We start from the raw sequence: 17569 nt of genomic DNA on the forward strand, positions 1-17569 counted from the left end.
AAAAATATGTTGACAGTTAAAGTTAAATAGAAAAGATCAATAAGCTCCTCTATAAAATCACAGAAAATACTCAGTAACTACAATAATATTAAATATTATTGATAATAATAAACACGAAAAAAAACAATAATAACATTGCATACATATTTTATTTACTTTATTAAAAGCTCATTCTACGGATAAAAAGGAACAAGTGCTGATATTAAAGGTAAAACAACTGTTGATATAGAAAAAATAGCTATAAATAATGCTGTGAGCATTTTTCCCTCCTGTATATAAAAAACATTAAAATATAATATATTAATTACTTCTTTTCCACATTGGCATAAAACGTGAATTTATAAAATCCATTTAGTTTTATTTTAATATAGAATAATATTAATTATTACACATAAATAAAATTATTAAAAATGTCAATATGTATTTATTTTAATCTATAATTATAATAAAAAATGTATCTAATAAATAATATTTCTATAATCTATATATTATTTATATTAAGTTCATTGGATAATATATTATATGGATATGATATTGTTTTTATGGAGTACGTTTTTAAGCAATGAAAAAATATCCGTACTATCTTTAAAAAAGCTCGTTTACTGAGAGCAAAACTGCGTGAATTAATATGCTTTTCTTTCTTATTTTCTTGTATTTTCAATGATTTATGATGTTTTTGAACTGGCAAGCATATTAGGAAGCAGTTGAATATTTTTTGTATAGTATGTCATTTCTAACACTATTTATGCGTTCTCGATTGATTTTATAACTTGTTAAAATATCCAGTTCATTTTTATTGCAGATGGGGATGGTGGGGGGCCTAATGATACAAATGGGCATAGAATGTTTTGTTCCATAAGCGATTTAACAATTGCATCTCCAAGCTTCTCCTTTGATACTATGCTCTTCATAGACAACAACAGATTGGTGAGATTGGCATAACTCTAGCACTGATCTATTATCTCAAAGTTGAATTGTTGGCACACTTGTAAGCGTTGGGATAACTTCATGTTTTTTGAATCTCTTTAGCAACATCAAGACAAATCTGAACAGTTTCTTCAGTAGCAAGTAAGAGAACATCTTTTCCTTTTTTAAACAGAGGTTTTGCTGATATCAATTTTTGAAGCATTTTTATGAATATTCATAACAGCACGCTTTCCTAAACCTATATAAATAGGTACAAGATTACTCAGAGTAGAAAGAATTACAGTTTCCATTTGATCGAATTTCTACTCGTAAGTAATTGGATAATATTTACTTTATCGCTGAATAAAAAAGAAAAGTTTTTCTCTCTTTAAATAGAGGATGGATTGTCATCTAGCCAATAGGGATAGTTTGCGAGAAATTTGTTCGATGCAAAACGACTTAACATTGCAGTTACTTTTTATCATTTGAAGCTGTGAAAAGAAGGCTAAGATAGATGAAAGAATGTAAAAAATGATGGATACATTTTAAGTTAAAAAATTATCATTCTGTTAATTCCACACCAGTTGCTGCTGATATTGGTAACAAAAGAAATTTGATCAAAAAAATATCAAAATTATTTGAGGACATTCCTCATGGCATGTAAACTAAACCTTTTTGTTGGTATGAGTGATATTTTCTTTGAACAGAAATTGATTCTATCTCCTGAAATCAGCAATAATCTCTCAGGTTATGTCGTAAACTTTTTAGGGATGTTACAACGCCACTATCGTCCTTTTATGAAAAATTTAGCATTTCAGATGAGCAGTTGTGAGGAATTTCAACGTTTAATACAGCAAGATCCAGAAACTCTCACGGATTTAGAACGGGCTTCAAGATTTTTATATTTACAGCGATTAAGTTTTAGAGGGAATGTAAATCGTACGATGAGAGTAGAAAACCATCGTAGCGCGCGGGGGGCTTAAGCCCTTCCAATTTGAATGCGTGCTAAAACTTATTTTCCACTGTTTAGCAGGTGTTAGCATTGAACATTTAGACTGGTCTGATTTTATTGTGCGTTATGATCGCCTAAAAATCTTGTTTTATCTTTCACCACTTTAATTGTGGTTTTGAAGGTTATTAAAGAAAGGATTTTTATAAGCGGGAGGACTATCAGCCGATGTCTAAGCTGCTTGCATAATAAGAGGGAGTTTTTTGTCTTTAAACAATATGCTAGAAATTCAAAAAACTTTAGTTAACTTTATAAAAGAGGTTACATCATCTTATATAGACTGCTCTGCAAATAACACAATTGCTGGTGAGGAATGGGGCATCACCAATTTTGATTTCTAAAAAAGAAACAATACGTATTAAATAGTCTTTAACTTTGCAGACTTTTTGAGAATCCTTTCAGAATCTTTTGAAAAAAGTGAACTGATAGAAGATATTTCTATCAAAATATAAAAACTTTTCTAACAAGTTAGGAATAAATATAAAAATATATATTAAATATAAAAACAGTACGATATGTAGGCAATCTGGGCTTTAGAAACAAGAATCAAAGCGTATAAAGATGCATAGAGGTGAGATTGAGACATATCATTTTTATGATTCAATAAAAAATAAAAATTAAAGAAAAAATTTTATATCAAAAATTTAAGGTGGTTTAAAAGGTGGATGGGCAATGCATGGAAGGATGAGTGAGAAGGTGAATTAGGGGAGAGTGATTTATAGATTATCAGTATCTTTGTAAAAGTATCTTCTCAAGATAAATATTGGGATGAAATAAGATTGTGGTTGAATGTTCGAAAAGATAATACGCGCTCTTAACTTTTCCGTTATACACATCACAATAAACGCCGTGAAAGACACGGTCCTATTACAAACTTTCTCTAAAAGCAGTACATGAGTTTACAAGCTATTACAGTAATATTTTAAAAGAAAGATTTTATTTCAGGAAAAAATTATCTTAAAATAGTAAAGCAATATTTTTCAAGAAATTGCTAGGCAACTTTTGAAAGTAAAAAAGCTAAGTTAAAAAATAAAAGAAAAAATGGTTATTGGTTTTCTCAATTGGAGTTGCATGTCATTTCCCACATAGGGAATTTACCTATAGAAAAATTAACAGCCAAGATTATTCACAATGTTTTCCCGCCACTTTAGCATGAAAAAGCAGATACAGTGCGAAAGTATTTTCCTTATCGTCAACATCATTATTATAATTAGGAAGCTGAAGCAACGTCATTTACAAATCACATAAAAGCCTTACCATTATTCATTATATAGCTCCGTAGATTGCTTTTCTTCAAGCATGCAAGCTTCTAGATGTTATTTTTGTTGAAAACAGAACCTTTGTGTATGATCAGTTCTTTGAACGACGATAGTAGTGCAATCCATAAAATCTTTTCTCATCTTCTTTTGATAGGATAACAAAGATGCCCATAGAATACATCAATAGACTCAATCATTTTACACAAACATAATCTGTTGAATCCTTTTGCTTCAACTCAGACATCTCCGTTACTCTAATTAAAACTAATCGACCACCAGAGTGTTTTAATCCTTTAAGTGCTTTTACTTTTAATCTGAATGTATCCACCTCTTTCAAATCTTTTCATTGATTGATGTTTCAGAGGAATTATATTTTTATCACTTTATTTTCCGTTTATCTCTCCAACCACATAAACGTTCACCTTGTTCGTTATGTTTTAAAATATCTCTCGCCAAATTTGGACTAATGACATTGATATCTTGTCGATTCAAATAAATTGGCAGCCATCCAATACAAGAAGTTCGTTCATTGGTCGCGCAACCAGCTAGAAAGCTTAGTGCGCACATCAGCATCACTTTTCTTATTAATTTCATTTTCTACCTCAAGCCGTGTTGTCGCTATCTTGAAATCTTCTTTTGTTTGCTTTTGCTTCTCAACTTTTTTCCCAAGAAAAAAGGCTTTGACTAAAGCTATAAGAAAAGCTGCTATGAGCGCTGACGTCATTGTCAGATATTTTTTTATCCATAAAATCATAGGCGGTGTTCCTGAAAACGTTTAGCAATGTATATCATAGCTGTACAAGCGGCTAAAACCATAATGCCTGCTAGAACCCATTGAACAGGACCATTTCCTGCAAAAAGACCTCCAAGCCCTGAAAAAGAACCTATGATTGGTGCAAGAGCTTCTACTTTGCAAATACCTGTTACGCCTTCTGGTTCTACTACATGATAATTGGGGGCAACATGAGCTCCTTTTGCCCATAATCCTGCTTCGGTTGCTCGGCGATTGACAAGACCTTGGATACGTTTTCCTCCTACTCTTGTCCATTTTTGCAATTCGGTTGGTATCGCTTCATATTCACCTTTATTAAGCTTTTTTAAAAGTGTAGAACTGCGAAATGCTGTGATTCCTACATTATAGCAAAATGATACTAATGCCGCGAATTGTTCATCGTTTAAAGGAACGGTAACGGCTTTTTCAACAACAGCTTCATACTCCCTCAAGTCCTGACAAAGGATTTTTTCAGCTTCTTTTTCCGTAATTTGCATATCTTTGTGAACGCTTGGGGCACCAGCAGCACTTGTATGTCCATAACCAATTGTCCAGACACCACCAGAATCTTCATAAGCTGATAAACGCAAGCCTTCCAATTGCTTAATCAATACAAGCCCTTCTTTTGATATTTTTCGCATTATTTTTACCTATAAAAAACTACACAAAGCAGGATATGAATTAAAAACTTACATCTACTCATTTTTAAGAACAGAACAGCGAAAGGGCATAATAAATTCAAAACATCCATAGTGGATTATTTTAAGATCCATATCATTTTTTTGAATAAAGGTTATGCTAAATACTATTCATTTCGCAGCAATTGATCTCCATCTAAAGACAATAACTTTATAATAATTCCATTTATAATCAGATAGATTTCACTCATAAATTCTTACATTTGATCCAGAATGATTTAGAAGAACTTTACTTGAAAAAACTTCAATAATTCCGATGACAAAAAGCATTTTTAACAAAAAATAAGAGACATAATAATTAATGAAATAATTAGGTGTTAATTTTTAAGTAATTTCAAAAGTCATAAATTGCACCACAGAATTTTTTTATAAAAACAAAAAAACATTATAATTTAATATTATATATCTAAAAATTATCTTAGAATCAATAAGACATATACATAACGTGTTATACATATTTAATAAAAAAATCTATAGTTAATTTAATTATTCTTTGTTTTTTTTCCTAATTGCTTAATTTCATTAAAAAATACCTTTATGAAGGATTTTAAATAAACTGTTATATAAAAAACATAATGAATGTTTCTCCTCTCTTACAGTCTGTTTCCAACTGAAACAATATATTAGTGGAGCATATTCAATATATAGACCAATGATATTTGATAGTTTTTTAAAGAATATTGTACTGTAATAAATTTGAACAAGTAGTTCGGTTTCATATATTTTCTTTTTCATATGAAGCATTTAGTGGGGCGTTCGGGTCCAATGGTATCATCTTTGTCTGGTGTTGTATTGGCTACGTTTCCAGCAGCCTCTTAAACAAATCAATCAAGCTATTGAAATCTTTTTAGAGGCAATAGCACAAGAGACACAAAAGATTTTGACAAAAAGCTGCTTGACAATATAGGAAGCTCTCTCCTCCTAGCATCCCAGTCCATTCACATAACATAAAAAATAAAAAGGCAATGAGATGATATTTGATGATGGCAATAGATATGTAATAATACGTGAGTGTGCACAGCTTTTTAGTATATCCACAACAACGATTCGCAATTGGATGCTTCAAAGGGGGCCGGAGCCATATAAGCTAGGGTGAGTAGTGAGGTGGAGAAAGAAAGAGATTTTAGCATTTACTCCAGAGAAAAATACGGAGCAAATAACAACAGATTAGATAAAATTGCATAAACCCTAAAAGGTGGTCTGAAAATGGCTGTTTAAAGAAAAAATCTATATATTTCAATACGCTAAATACAAAAAGTGGTGCCGCATGCCGGATTCGAACCAGCGACCCCATCATTACGAATGATGTGCTCTACCAACTGAGCTAATGCGGCATAGGTTTGTAAGTCAATGAGACAAAACTAATTTGAGGGTAATAGCTAAAAGTACGTATAAAAGCAAGAATGCATTTTTTCAATAATTTATACATATGATAATAATTTGAAGGAGAATTATGTAAAAGTCAGAGGAAAGTATTCTTTGACCTTAATGCTATAAAATGCTTTTCAATTTACGATAGCACTTAAATTAAGAAGCTGGGAATGTAGATCTTTAGGATGAAAAATGGTGTCAAGATAACTTAGTAAAGATAAAAACATTTTCTGATTCTTAAGAAAGAAATTTGTTGCATAGAGTGATTGGGAAAATAAAGATCATCATAAACCTTTTATAATGTGCAAATAGATGATTAGAATTAGTTGAGAAGTTACTTCTCATTTTTATGGGAAGAAAAAGGGAGGAGGATTAATAAAATTAATCACGTTTTTTATTTTAGAGGGAGTAAAAATCATGTCGGATGAAGATCGGCTGATAGAATTAGAAATGAAGCTAGCTTACCAAGAAAAATTCATTGAGGAACTTTCTCGAGAGGTAACTAATCAATGGAAAAGTTTGGATGAGATATCTAAAAAAGTTGATATTTTAGCGAGACGATTTTCAGATTTAAAAGAACTAGAGTGTTACTGAAGCTGTTATCTTACCATTTTCTCAATAGGGAGAAGGTGCGAAATATTTTTTATCACAATTGCAATTATTTACAGATAAGTCTTTATTTCACGCATTTTGTTAGACTTGTAGAATAATTTTTATAAGCTTCTTCATTAATTTTAATAAGTTCCAATCTTATAAGGAGAGCTGATATTAGAAGACGTTTTTTTATGTGGGGTTTCTAGTACGAAAATTAAGAAAAGTTTTTGTAGAGTATTAAATAAGCAGCTATAGAAAAATATATGAACTGCAATATTTTAAGTTTTTTCTGTACAGAGTTTTCTTATAGATGGGAGGTAGATTTATTCGCTAATTTTTTTTAAATTGATACAAATTAAAGTGATGTTATCGTTATCTATAGAAATCATAAGTGAGCGCCTATATTTATAATGAAGCGTTTTAATTTTTTCTGATGATCAAGTGATCTTCAGTTGTTTTAATAGAGTGAGGGGTTTTAAGCGACATCGATTATGTTATAGTACAGAGGGCTCTAGAAGTTTTTTTAAAGATCAAATGTACTCTTCGTTATATGTATATGATATTTTGTGAAAAGGCTTTTGTTTTTCGTAATTTAAGATACAAAATACTATTGCTAAAGCACCAAAGATAGACCATGCGGGTAAATAAGTGAGAGTAATGCAAATTGAGGACAGAAAATCAGGCATTACCTTGCATAGAGATTGATTAAGGTGATAGATATCTGTTTGCAGAAGGCTTGTTAAAATTTTATTAAAGGGGGTTGTTGTCCAATGTGATGTGATTACAGAGTGTGCGTTATCAATGACCAATGCTATAATGGTTAGTGTAACGAAAATGAAGGACATTAATTTAAATAAAGGGTGGAGCATATTTTTTCTTAAAACTTCAACGGGACATACGTATAATGCACAAAAAAATAAGGAGTTGCATTATGATAAGAAAATAAGTTTACGTTTGTTTTGTGTTTTTTGAAAGAGGTGCCTAATTTTTCAATAAAAGTTGAGGTTAAGTTCAACAAAAGTAGTGAGGCATGATGTCTGAAAAAAAGCACGAGGAATTGAAGCGTAGTCTTCAAAATCGCCATATTCAAATGATTGCTTTGGGTGGGGTTATTGGGACAGGACTTTTTTACGGGTCAACCGAGGCAATTCAATTAGCTGGTCCCTCAGTTATTTTATCTTATCTTGTAGGCGGGCTTATTATGTATTTCATTATGCGAATGCTTGGTGAAATGTCAGTAGAAGAACCGTCTTCAGGAGCATTTAGTTTTTTTGCTTATAAATATTGGGGGAGATTAGCTGGTTTCATAACAGGTTGGAATTATTGGTTTCTTTATATTCTTGTGAGTATGGCTGAACTTACAGTGATAGGGTTTTACCTTGATCATTGGATTTTGATTGATCATTGGAAGACATCTTTCATTGTTCTTTTATTTGTTACATTTGTTAATTTGTTTAATGTTCGTTTTTATGGAGAATTTGAATTTGCTTGCGCTTTGATCAAAGTGGCTGCTGTTATTGGTATGATTATTTTTGGAATTTTTCTCATTGTCACTGGACTAGGGGAAAATCAAGCGAATATTCATTATCTTTGGGACCATGGCGGTTTTTTCCCTTATGGAGCAGTAGGGGTTGTTTTAGCAACTTCTGTAGTAATGTTTTCTTTTGGAGGAACGGAGCTTATTGGTATTGCTGCTGGAGAGGCATCTAATCCACAAAAAACAATTCCAGCGGCTATTCGTCAAGTTATGTGGAGGATTATAATTTTTTATATTGGTTCTATCAGCATTATTATGATAATCAGCCCTTGGAATATGATTGGAAAAAATGGTAGTCCTTTTGTCACAATTTTCGAGACTATAGGAATTCCTGCTGCTGGTCATATTTTGAATTTTGTGGTGATTATGGCTGCTATTTCTGTTTACAATAGTGGCATTTATTCTAATGGCCGTATGCTTTATAGTTTAGCTGTACAAAAAAATGCACCACATATTTTTAGTAAACTGAGTGCTGCTCGTATTCCTTATATTGCTATCCTTTTTTCATCATTATGTACGGCGTTGATTGTCGTTGTTAATGCTCTTATTCCTGATAATAGTTTCATGCGGATCATGGCTCTTGCAACTGCAGCAGCAGTGATTACTTGGGCTATTATTGTTATTGTTCATTTGAAATTTCGCAATGCCCATAAGAACAGAAAGGGCGATTTTATTTATGCGTTTGGTTTATATCCTTACGCTAACTATCTTTGCCTCTGCTTTCTTGCTTTATTATTTTGCATTATGTTTGTCAGTGGTTTTGGGAAAAATGGATTGATGACTCGACTTTTTGATATGATAGGAATAAGCGTGCCTTTCCTTGAAGCATATATTCCTGTACAGATGCCTGATATGAGTTTGGCAGTCATTATTATTCCTCTATGGTGCTTGTTATTACTTTTAGGTTATAAACTGAAGCGATAGAGAAAGAAGAGCTAATAAAAGGGATTGATTGGAATAAGCCTTGGGGATTATAAAATTTGATGAGGTAACACAAGTTTTTGGTGATTTGTGTGTTTTAAGAAATATTACTGTACAGCTTACCGAAAGACGAGTTGCTATTATAGGTGCGAATGGTTCTGGAAAAAGTACATTTGTTCGCCTTATTAATGGGCTCCAATTACCATCTCATGGTTTTGTAAGCGTTGATGGGCTTGATACCAAACGCGATGCAAAAGCAGTAAAGCGTAAAGTTGGATTTGTTTTTCAAAATCCCGATAATCAGATTGTTTTACCATTAGTTGAAGAGGACTTATCCTTTGGTCTCAAAAATTTAAAGCTTAATAAAGATGAAATTAAGGAGCGTGTAGATGAAATTTTACAGCGCTATGAACTTCAAGATTTCAGAAATCACGCTGTCCATTTATTAAGTGGTGGGCAAAAACAACTCGTTGCTATTTCTAGTGTAGTTGCAATGAAACCAGACTACATTATTTTTGATGAGCCGACGACATTACTTGATTTGCGAAATAAGCATCGCGTTACGCAAGTGATAGAAGAATTACCACAAACGGCAATAGTTGTATCGCATGATTTAGAGTTTTTGAAAAAGTTTGATAGAGTGCTGGTTTTTGATAAGGGGGAGATAGCAATTGATGAAGTACCTTTTGTTGCTATAAAGGAGTATATAAGAAGAATGTCATGATCGGTTTATATATTCCGAGGGATACATTTATTCATAGGTTAAGTCCTGGAGTTAAGTTATTATTTCTTACGGCCTGTGGAACTTTTATAATAATGGTTTCTTCCATAGCGCTTCTTGGTTTATTTTTGTTGTTTGTCATCTTATTCTATAGAGTCGCCAAGATCCCTTTCAAAACTGTGATAAAGCAATTTAAATCGATGGGATTGCTTTTAGTTCTTCTATTTGTATTTCAAACTATTTTTAGCGGTTGGCTTACGGGGGTTGAGGTCATATTACGTCTTGTTATCCTCTTTTCTTTATCATCAGTTATTTCATTCACAACAAAAGTGTCAGATATGGTGGATGCAATTGAAGCAGGCCTCCAGCCCTTTCGTTGTTTTGGTATAAATCCATCAAAAGTGAGTATGGTTATCTCTATGGCGATCAGGTTTATTCCTCTTTTGAGTGAAAAGTTTAATGAGGTACATGAAGCACAGCAAGCACGAGGACTTAATACTAACATTGTCGCTCTTGCAATACCTTTAATTATACGGACTATAAGAATGGCGTCAGAAGTGGCTGAAGCATTGGAAGCGCGTTCTTATGATGCTGATACTATTGATACAGCATCTCGTAATAATCAGAGTTTTTATAGTAAAAAAAAGAAGAATTAAATGAATACAAAAGATTTAGTTTATATTGCTTTATTCGCTGCTATTTATGCTATTTTGGGCCTTTTTCCTTCTATTTATCTTCCTTTTCTTCTAGGGGTACCTATTACAGCTCAATCGATGGGACCGATGCTAGCAGGGTCTATTCTTGGGGCAAAAAGGGGTGCTTTAGCGTCACTCCTTTTTCTTGTTCTTGTTTTGATTGGATTACCTCTGTTGCCTGGTGGTCGCGGTGGGATCAGTGTCTTTTCAGGAATTGCAAGTGGTTATTTAATAGGTTTTCCATTTGCCGCATTTTTTATTGGTTTAATGGTAGAGTTGTTTTGGCAGCGGTTAAATTTTATAACATTATTTATGATAAATACTTTTGGTGGCATTGGGATAGTTTATTCTTTTGGTGTTCCATGGACAGCGTATATGATCAAAGTTTCTTTACTGAAGGTTTTAATGGCTTCATCAGTTTTTTTGATAGGCGATTGTTTAAAAGTGTTGATTGCATCCTTTATTGCACTCGCGATTAAAAGATCTGTTCCTCTCATTCATTCAAAGCATAATAACTAAAATAAATGTATTATTTTGTTATATTGTTATTATATAATATTCATATATCACTATTATTGAATTTAAATATAGTAATTTATGATGTAATTAAACATTGTAGAATCTAATATGATTCATATAAGTGATGTTATTAAAATAAATTATTATAGTATTTTTCTCTATATCTAAGGCATTTAAAGTGTACTTTTATAAATATGATACTTTTTATTAATTATACAACAATAACGAAAGCTTTTCCCTAGTGAAGGAATAATTCAGTGAATACAAAAGATTTAGTTTATATTGCTTTATTTGCCGCTATTTACGCTGTTTTGAGTCTTTTTCCTCCTATTTATCTTCCTTTTTTGCTGGGTGTCCCTATTACAGCTCAGTCTATGGCTCCGATGTTAGCAGGCTCTATACTTGGAGCGAAAAGGGGAGCTTTAGCATCACTTCTTTTCCTTGTTCTTATTGCGATTGGGTTACCTCTATTGCCTAGTGGTCGTGGTGGAATTAGTGTTTTTTCAGGAGTTACGAGTGGTTATCTGATTAGTTTTCCATTTGCTGCATTTTTTATTGGCTTTATGGTAGAATTATTTTGGCACCGGTTAAATTTTATAATATTATTTGTGATAAATACCGTGGGTGGCATTGGGATAGTCTATTCTTTTGGAATACCATGGGTGGCTTATATGACACAGGTCCCTTTGCTGACAGTTTTAATAAGTTCATTAGGTTTTTTTGTTAGTGGTTTCTTGAAAGTGCTGATTACATCCTTTGTAGCGTTGACCATTAAAAAAACCGTTCCTCTCATTCATTCGGAAAAAGGGGCAGTTTTGTACTGAAGAACAAGTTTTTCCAAATGTATGTAGATTAAAAAGCACTACGGAATATCATTCTGTTTTGTTTACTTTTTTATTGGTATTTTTATCTGCATAGCTCTCAGAGGTAGCCATACAAAAATTGAATGTTGCGGCACCAAAATTCTTTTTTCTTTCAGGAGCAGCTCTCAAATAGCCAATTAATATCATTTTATTCAACATGCTTGTAAGTTTTATTCGATTTGCATATTATATGCATAAAGGCTTAGAATAATTTATTATTTTTTTAATATTTTTAGTTAATTAATCACTAATTTTTAAATTATATTAATTGTACAAAAACATGGATAATTAAGTGTTCATCTAAAACTCTTGATGTATATAATACCCTTATAAATGTATTAATATAAGGTATAAAAATGAGATTTGAATGGAATGAAGCTAAAACAAAAAGTAATCTTAGAAAGCACCGTGTAAAGTTTTGAAATAGCTGCATATGTTTTTTCTGATCTATTCTCCATAGCTAAACAAGACCGTGTTGAAAATGGAGAGTATGGTTAGCAAGCTTTAGTGCTTGTGGAGTTTTTTTATTACTATTCGTAGTGCATACTGTCCATGACGATAAAGATGGCATAGAGGTAATCCGTATTATTTCAGCACAGAGAGCCAACTCGAAAGAAAAGAAACGTTATAAAGAAGAAAGTTCGTTATAAAATCGAGGTAGGTAACTTATCGGCTTTGACAGATGAACAGAGAGTTGAAATTGATAAATTGGCTGTAATGTCGGATAGTGCAATTGATCATAGAGATATTCTGTCACTCAATGATGAGTTCTGGAAAGACGCCGTTTTCAATCCATTCTGTAAACCCATGAAAACTGTCACAACTGTGCGTGTGGATTCAGACGTACTAGCGTGACTTTAAAAGTCAAGGGAAAGGATATCAAACGCGGATTAACGCCATTTTACGTGATGCCATGCTTTGTTCAATGCACTGATTTCTCCTCCACTTAAAAGCAGGGAAGGGGGAGCCCATATTCTAAAAATCTAACTAGCTCTCACTGCAGAGTTCTCTAAAGTTCGTATTGCTTTTGCAATTAAAATTTTATAGCCTTAATTTTCAGCCAAACGATTCTAAATGACCCAGTATATTTGCGATACACTACACTCACATAGTCACTAAGATAACTTAGGCAACATCTACCACCCGATAAGACTATAGACATTGTAATTATGTTAATTTTATGAATACCCTTAACTTTCTTTCTTATAAATATAAAATAGATCCAGCCTCAGAATTAGTTAATATCAATGATGCTGATAAATTTTTAGAGGAAGGAACATACCGTTTTAACCGTGATAATCAATGTGTTACCTTAATAATTGAAAAGTTTTCTGTGAACTCGAAGATCTGCTATTGGATTTATGTTTTAACGGGAGAAAATAGTCCTTATAATCCCCAAGTGATTGATTCTGAAAATGACTTTCAGAATATTCCTAACCCACGTCCTAGAAAATATGTTGAACAGAATAAGCAATATTTTGGAATTTTGATTCCTATAGAGTTAACTCTTTTTTCTTCAAATAAAGAGTTAAACAAATTCTTGCAGCTACACTACAAAAAATCTTTTCCCCCGAAAACGATTGATATCTCACCTGATATTGTTGGTAAGGAAGAGTTCGAAAAAAAATTGCTTTTAATTAAAGAAATAAAACTGAAATATACACAACCAAAACAACTAGATTTTTTTGCAATGCAATCAGAAGACAACTTGCTAAAGATGGCTAAACTTTTGTTGGGTGAATTTCCCACGGATGATTATTCTGAAATGGAACTTGACTTGGGTATCAAATTTAAAGAAAAAAATAATTTAAAGAATTATTTTTTGAATCTTTTTAAAAAATATAAATTAAATCCAGCATTTAAAAACATAAGTTTTGTTGGAAAGACACATAATAATTTTGATATAATATTTAATACTGAAACTTTTCAACATAAATTTGCTATTAAAACGAGTAAAAATGATAATGGTATGTATAATGAAGGTCATATAAAAGAAAAATTAAAGCATGAAATCGTAAGTTTTACTGTATCTATTTAATAGAGCACTGTAGCGTGTAAATAGATATATTTATTAAACTGCGTGTACGCAACATAAGGAAGAATACACAGAATAAAAAAAAGTACCAAATTATAATATTTGAATATCCAAGAGCAATATCTAAGTACCAAAGTATGGTATCCAATGAAAAAGAAAACTTGTGCTCCACGTACTTAGAAATGACAGGCAAAGAAACAGTTTCTTTATAACTACTTGGGAAAATTAAAACGACAAGCGCTAAAATTATTAACTTTAGGAGACTGTGCATATACTGATGTAACTCACATGTTAATTTCTTCCAACCTGTTGTATTGCCGCATTTATATTGTGGGTTGTTTTGCAACTCAGAAGGGATATTAGAATTGCATAAAATTGCAAAAACAGTTGTTACGATCACCAAAGAAATAGACGCGAATGTCAAAATACCCTGAATAAAGTCAAGATTTTTTCTTATTCCTAAAAAACATAAAAATATAAAAATTATAACGCCAAACAAGGCTTTTCTCTTCTTATCTGTAAACATATTTATTTCCTGTGAAAAAATTATGATTCAATTTCTTAAATTATTTTCTGATATAAAAACACAAACTACCTTTTAGTCTTTTTAGCATTTGCTTTTCTTTTAATAGCAATGTCTTCTACTGCATCCAGTTGCTTTTAATATTTTAGTTAACCTCGTCTATGATTTATCTATAGTTGATGATAGCTTTAAACACAAAGCTCCATAATTACAAACTCTTGCTTGCATTTTGATACCCAAATCCACCTTTCAAAAAAGCCCATCGCACTGGCAATCCTTTCATAAAGATTAAAGAAAAGCTCTGTTATTTCAAAAGTACACGAAAGGGAATCATAATTGCCGCAACATTTTTTGCGCTGATGCTGGCGACTCATGTTTTAAAAAACAAATATTTTGAAATTCGTGTATCCTAAAATCCTTAATTTGTATTAATGGATTTATTTACTTTATAAATTTGATACTATAGAGCCATTTTGGCTTCTAGAAATATATTGTACATTAAAAAAACTTTTTAATCACTCTTTAAATGCATATCCAATCCAAAAGTGATCAGCACTTTTCACTATTTTGCTATTTTTTAGAAATCTATTTTAAATTCTCCTGTCATTAGTTCATGAAGAGTTTTGGCTCGTGAAAGAAGATCTTTTTCAATCTCTTCACAATACTTAGAAAAATCTGTTGCTCTTGGAATGATTTTTTTAGACATGCTTTCTACGTTGCTCTGCAAAATGCGTTTAAAGGACTCTTTCAAAATCAATAAGGAAATACCTTTGAGTTCAGTTTGATAAGCTTGAGAAGAGGTGTTATCGTCCATATCTTTTCGCTTGTGGAAGCTACCACAAGAGAACAAGCGAAAAAAGTATTAGAGATATCATCATTTGAAGCTTTTACAGCAATAAACCTGTGAAGCCATATGCAAGTCTCAAGTGCATTTTCTTCATTCGGTTTTTGTTTTTAATTTTCCATACAACACACTGCTATTTCAGGCTATTACTTTGGGTTGATTAAGATTTGTAAGGAAAGTTGATTAGCAAGCAGTTAAGGCTGAATTTAAAGACTGGGATTATAAAGCCCAAGGGCTGACAGAAGCCGGTGCGGCTCTCGTGGCATTGGCTGTCACGGCGGTTACGGGTGGAGCAGCCTCGGGCGCTGCCAGTGCCATTACCGGTGCTTTGGGGCTTGGCTCTCGAGCACCGCCATGAATGCGGCGATACAGGCTGGTGTCCAAGCGCTGATTAACAAAAGCGCTGTGGCTCTTGTCAATAATCGCGGCAATATTGCCGGCGCCTTGCATGAGCTTGGCTCTTCAAAGAATGTTCTCAGCATTGTCTCGTCGATGTTGACGGCGGGCTTAACCAGCCAAATAACGGAAATGGCAGGTGTTGGACAATCTTTGCCTAAAACGGCTCCTTTTGTCGATCGTATCGCCAGTGAAGCGGAAAAGAACCTGATCAAAGCCGCCATTGGCACGAGCGTTCAAACGGCTCTTGAGGGTGGCTCTCTTGACAAGAACTTTTTTAACAATCTGCGCATCGCCCTGTCTGATACGGTTGGCAAATCGTTGGCGGAAGAAATCGGTACCGCCAAGGCTGAAGGCAAAATAGACACGGTCACGCAGATCGTTGCCCACGCCGGTCTTGGCTGCTTAAAAGGCGCTGTTGCGAGCGGTGCTTGCTCTGCCGGTGCTGGGGGGTGCTGTGGGCGAAGCCACAGCCATGCTCCAGTTTCAATTGTGGGTGCAAGGCATTGTGAAAGAGGAAATGGGGGATCTAAACGGTCGCACCCCAACTGCGGAAGAGGAAGCGCGTATAAACGCAAAGATTGATGCGCAGTTTGCTGACTTTAGAGATCACACCATTGATGTCGCACGGGCTGCCGGGGGCGTTGCTGCTGCCATTGCCGGTAGCGATGTTGATGCCGGTGCCGATGCCGCAGGTAATGCCGCTGCAAATAACTACCTCAGCAGTGCTCAACAAGCTCAGATGGAGAAAGAATTAAAGGAGTGTCCTGACTTTTTATGTGCAGCAGAAGTGTCTGCGAAGTGGACTGCGATTAGTACAGGGCAAGATATAAGCTTTGCGGCAGGTATGGTAGCTGGTGTCCCGGCTGAAATATACGATACGGTTGATGGTTTTTTGCAAATAGCCAAACATCCTAAAGAGACTTTGAAAGCGCTCAAAGATTTTTTCAGCAGTGGTGAGATTTTGGCGACAATTGGTCGGACCCTTGGACAGTCCTATGTAGATCGCATTAATAAAATGGAGGAGGAATATGAGCGAGCTGGTGCTGGTGGTTCCTTTAATCCTGGACTTGAATTTGGAAAATTATTGACTGAAACAGCATCCCTAATGACAGGAGTTGCTGGAGCAGCCAAGGGAGGCATAAAGCTTGGCGAAAAGGCTTGGATTAAATTCATGGCTAGGAAAGATTTTGCCCAATTCGCTTCCAAGAAAAATCTTGCAGAACTTGCAGCTCAAGGAGATCCTGACAAATTTGCGGCGAGGAAAGAACTGACCAAACTTGCTGCTAAAGAAAAAAAGCTTTGGTTAAAAAAGAAACCCACTAAATTTACCGATAGCAAATTTGGACAGACTAACAAAGCCTATCAGAGAGATGATTTGTTTGATCCTGACAGAATTTCTAAATGGACAGTAAACAAAAAAGAAGTGTGGGGCACCAATGTTGAGAGAATGGAAGCAGGAAGAGCACCGATAGGATTTGATGGAAGGTCTGTTGAATTGCATCATTTATCACAAACGCCTGAAGGGCCCATAGCAGAAATGAGCAGGGAATCTCATAACAAATATAATTCCGTGATTCATGCTCCTTCCAAAACACATCAATCGCTTATAGAGAGAGACAAGTTTGGTAATTGGAGAGAGGAATATTGGAAGGAACGTGCTAAAGGGTATAGAGAACAAACAATAATTTAGGAGGAATAATCGACATGAAATGGAGTATCATAGGGATAGATTTTGACAGATGGGGACAGGAGCACCGGCAGTAATTCTCTACGGTTGATGAAAAGAGAAAAAAGAAACTTATAAAATAATTTATGGAGGATAATTGATGAAAACCTATACCTTAGATGATGTTGTAGAATTAGTTGATAAATATAATGATATTATCAATTTTCGTACTGAAGA

General features: G+C 33.7%; 13 protein-coding genes, 1 tRNA gene and 4 pseudogenes. 11 read left to right on the plus strand and 7 right to left on the minus strand.

From position 1 onward, the window contains the following. Positions 1-1091 precede the first annotated feature (1091 nt). Positions 1092-1217: a hypothetical protein gene (locus ACFIM6_RS07935; RefSeq protein WP_375612384.1), complete on the minus strand. Its 126-nt coding sequence runs from the start codon at positions 1215-1217 to the stop codon at positions 1092-1094. Between the two features lie 342 nt (positions 1218-1559). Here ACFIM6_RS07935 and ACFIM6_RS07940 point away from each other — a divergent pair, with 342 nt between their 5' ends. Beyond that, positions 1560-1889: a hypothetical protein gene (locus ACFIM6_RS07940; protein WP_375612385.1), complete on the plus strand. Its 330-nt coding sequence runs from the start codon at positions 1560-1562 to the stop codon at positions 1887-1889. Positions 1890-3700: 1811 nt separating this feature from the next. Here ACFIM6_RS07940 and ACFIM6_RS07945 read toward each other — a convergent pair. Both ACFIM6_RS07945 and ACFIM6_RS07950 read right to left on the minus strand, forming a co-directional pair. Next, positions 3701-3928 (minus strand): hypothetical protein, encoded by a 228-nt coding sequence (locus tag ACFIM6_RS07945; RefSeq protein WP_375612386.1) that lies wholly within the window; start codon positions 3926-3928, stop codon positions 3701-3703. Further along, a complete protein-coding gene (locus ACFIM6_RS07950; RefSeq protein WP_375612387.1) occupies positions 3925-4587 on the minus strand; it encodes a lysozyme in 663 nt (220 codons plus the stop codon). The genes ACFIM6_RS07945 and ACFIM6_RS07950 overlap by 4 nt, the downstream gene beginning before the upstream one ends. A gap of 1027 nt (positions 4588-5614) precedes the next feature. On the opposite strand from ACFIM6_RS07950, the pseudogene ACFIM6_RS07955 reads away from it, so the two are divergent. Continuing rightward, positions 5615-5815: pseudogene (locus ACFIM6_RS07955) on the plus strand (helix-turn-helix transcriptional regulator). Positions 5816-5902: 87 nt separating this feature from the next. Here ACFIM6_RS07955 and ACFIM6_RS07960 read toward each other — a convergent pair. After that, positions 5903-5978 (minus strand) — tRNA-Thr (locus ACFIM6_RS07960). Positions 5979-6432: 454 nt separating this feature from the next. On the opposite strand from ACFIM6_RS07960, the gene ACFIM6_RS07965 reads away from it, so the two are divergent. The 6 genes from ACFIM6_RS07965 to ACFIM6_RS07990 all read left to right on the plus strand — a co-directional run bounded on the left by ACFIM6_RS07965 (position 6433) and on the right by ACFIM6_RS07990 (position 11826). Next, positions 6433-6609: a SlyX family protein gene (locus ACFIM6_RS07965; RefSeq protein ID WP_375612388.1), complete on the plus strand. Its 177-nt coding sequence runs from the start codon at positions 6433-6435 to the stop codon at positions 6607-6609. Positions 6610-7642: 1033 nt separating this feature from the next. Continuing rightward, positions 7643-9070, plus strand: coding sequence for an amino acid permease (locus tag ACFIM6_RS07970; protein WP_375612396.1), 1428 nt, complete (start codon positions 7643-7645; stop codon positions 9068-9070). A gap of 40 nt (positions 9071-9110) precedes the next feature. Continuing rightward, positions 9111-9791 carry an energy-coupling factor ABC transporter ATP-binding protein gene (locus tag ACFIM6_RS07975; protein WP_375612389.1) on the plus strand — a complete coding sequence of 227 codons (681 nt, stop codon included), beginning with the start codon at positions 9111-9113 and terminating at the stop codon, positions 9789-9791. Further along, positions 9788-10444 carry an energy-coupling factor transporter transmembrane component T family protein gene (locus ACFIM6_RS07980; protein ID WP_375612390.1) on the plus strand — a complete coding sequence of 219 codons (657 nt, stop codon included), beginning with the start codon at positions 9788-9790 and terminating at the stop codon, positions 10442-10444. The genes ACFIM6_RS07975 and ACFIM6_RS07980 overlap by 4 nt, the downstream gene beginning before the upstream one ends. After that, on the plus strand, positions 10445-11002 hold the full coding sequence (locus ACFIM6_RS07985; RefSeq protein WP_375612391.1) for a biotin transporter BioY: 558 nt from the start codon (positions 10445-10447) through the stop codon (positions 11000-11002). It abuts the gene before it with no gap. 257 nt (positions 11003-11259) lie between these two features. Then, complete coding sequence (locus ACFIM6_RS07990; protein WP_375612392.1) at positions 11260-11826, plus strand: biotin transporter BioY; 567 nt, start codon at positions 11260-11262, stop codon at positions 11824-11826. A 51-nt stretch (positions 11827-11877) separates the two neighbouring features. Here ACFIM6_RS07990 and ACFIM6_RS07995 read toward each other — a convergent pair. After that, positions 11878-12024: pseudogene (locus ACFIM6_RS07995) on the minus strand (single-stranded DNA-binding protein); the annotation flags it as partial. Positions 12025-12748: 724 nt separating this feature from the next. Here ACFIM6_RS07995 and ACFIM6_RS08000 point away from each other — a divergent pair. Both ACFIM6_RS08000 and ACFIM6_RS08005 read left to right on the plus strand, forming a co-directional pair. Beyond that, positions 12749-12799: pseudogene (locus tag ACFIM6_RS08000) on the plus strand (hypothetical protein); the annotation flags it as partial. A 246-nt stretch (positions 12800-13045) separates the two neighbouring features. Then, entirely contained in the window at positions 13046-13903 is an 858-nt protein-coding gene (locus tag ACFIM6_RS08005; RefSeq protein WP_375612393.1) for a hypothetical protein, read from the plus strand. Here ACFIM6_RS08005 and ACFIM6_RS08010 read toward each other — a convergent pair. Then, the gene (locus ACFIM6_RS08010) at positions 13896-14426 is read right to left on the minus strand and encodes a hypothetical protein (protein ID WP_375612394.1); all 531 of its coding nucleotides are present in this window, start codon (positions 14424-14426) and stop codon (positions 13896-13898) included. The two genes, ACFIM6_RS08005 and ACFIM6_RS08010, sit on opposite strands and share 8 nt — an antisense overlap. A gap of 574 nt (positions 14427-15000) precedes the next feature. Beyond that, positions 15001-15237 (minus strand): hypothetical protein, encoded by a 237-nt coding sequence (locus tag ACFIM6_RS08015; protein ID WP_375612395.1) that lies wholly within the window; start codon positions 15235-15237, stop codon positions 15001-15003. A 217-nt stretch (positions 15238-15454) separates the two neighbouring features. Here ACFIM6_RS08015 and ACFIM6_RS08020 point away from each other — a divergent pair. Further along, positions 15455-17430: pseudogene (locus ACFIM6_RS08020) on the plus strand (DUF637 domain-containing protein); the annotation flags it as partial. Positions 17431-17569: the final 139 nt, after the last annotated feature.

Origin of the sequence: Bartonella sp. AA9NXGY (assembly GCF_042196845.1) — a bacterium.
GTDB lineage: Bacteria > Pseudomonadota > Alphaproteobacteria > Rhizobiales > Rhizobiaceae > Bartonella.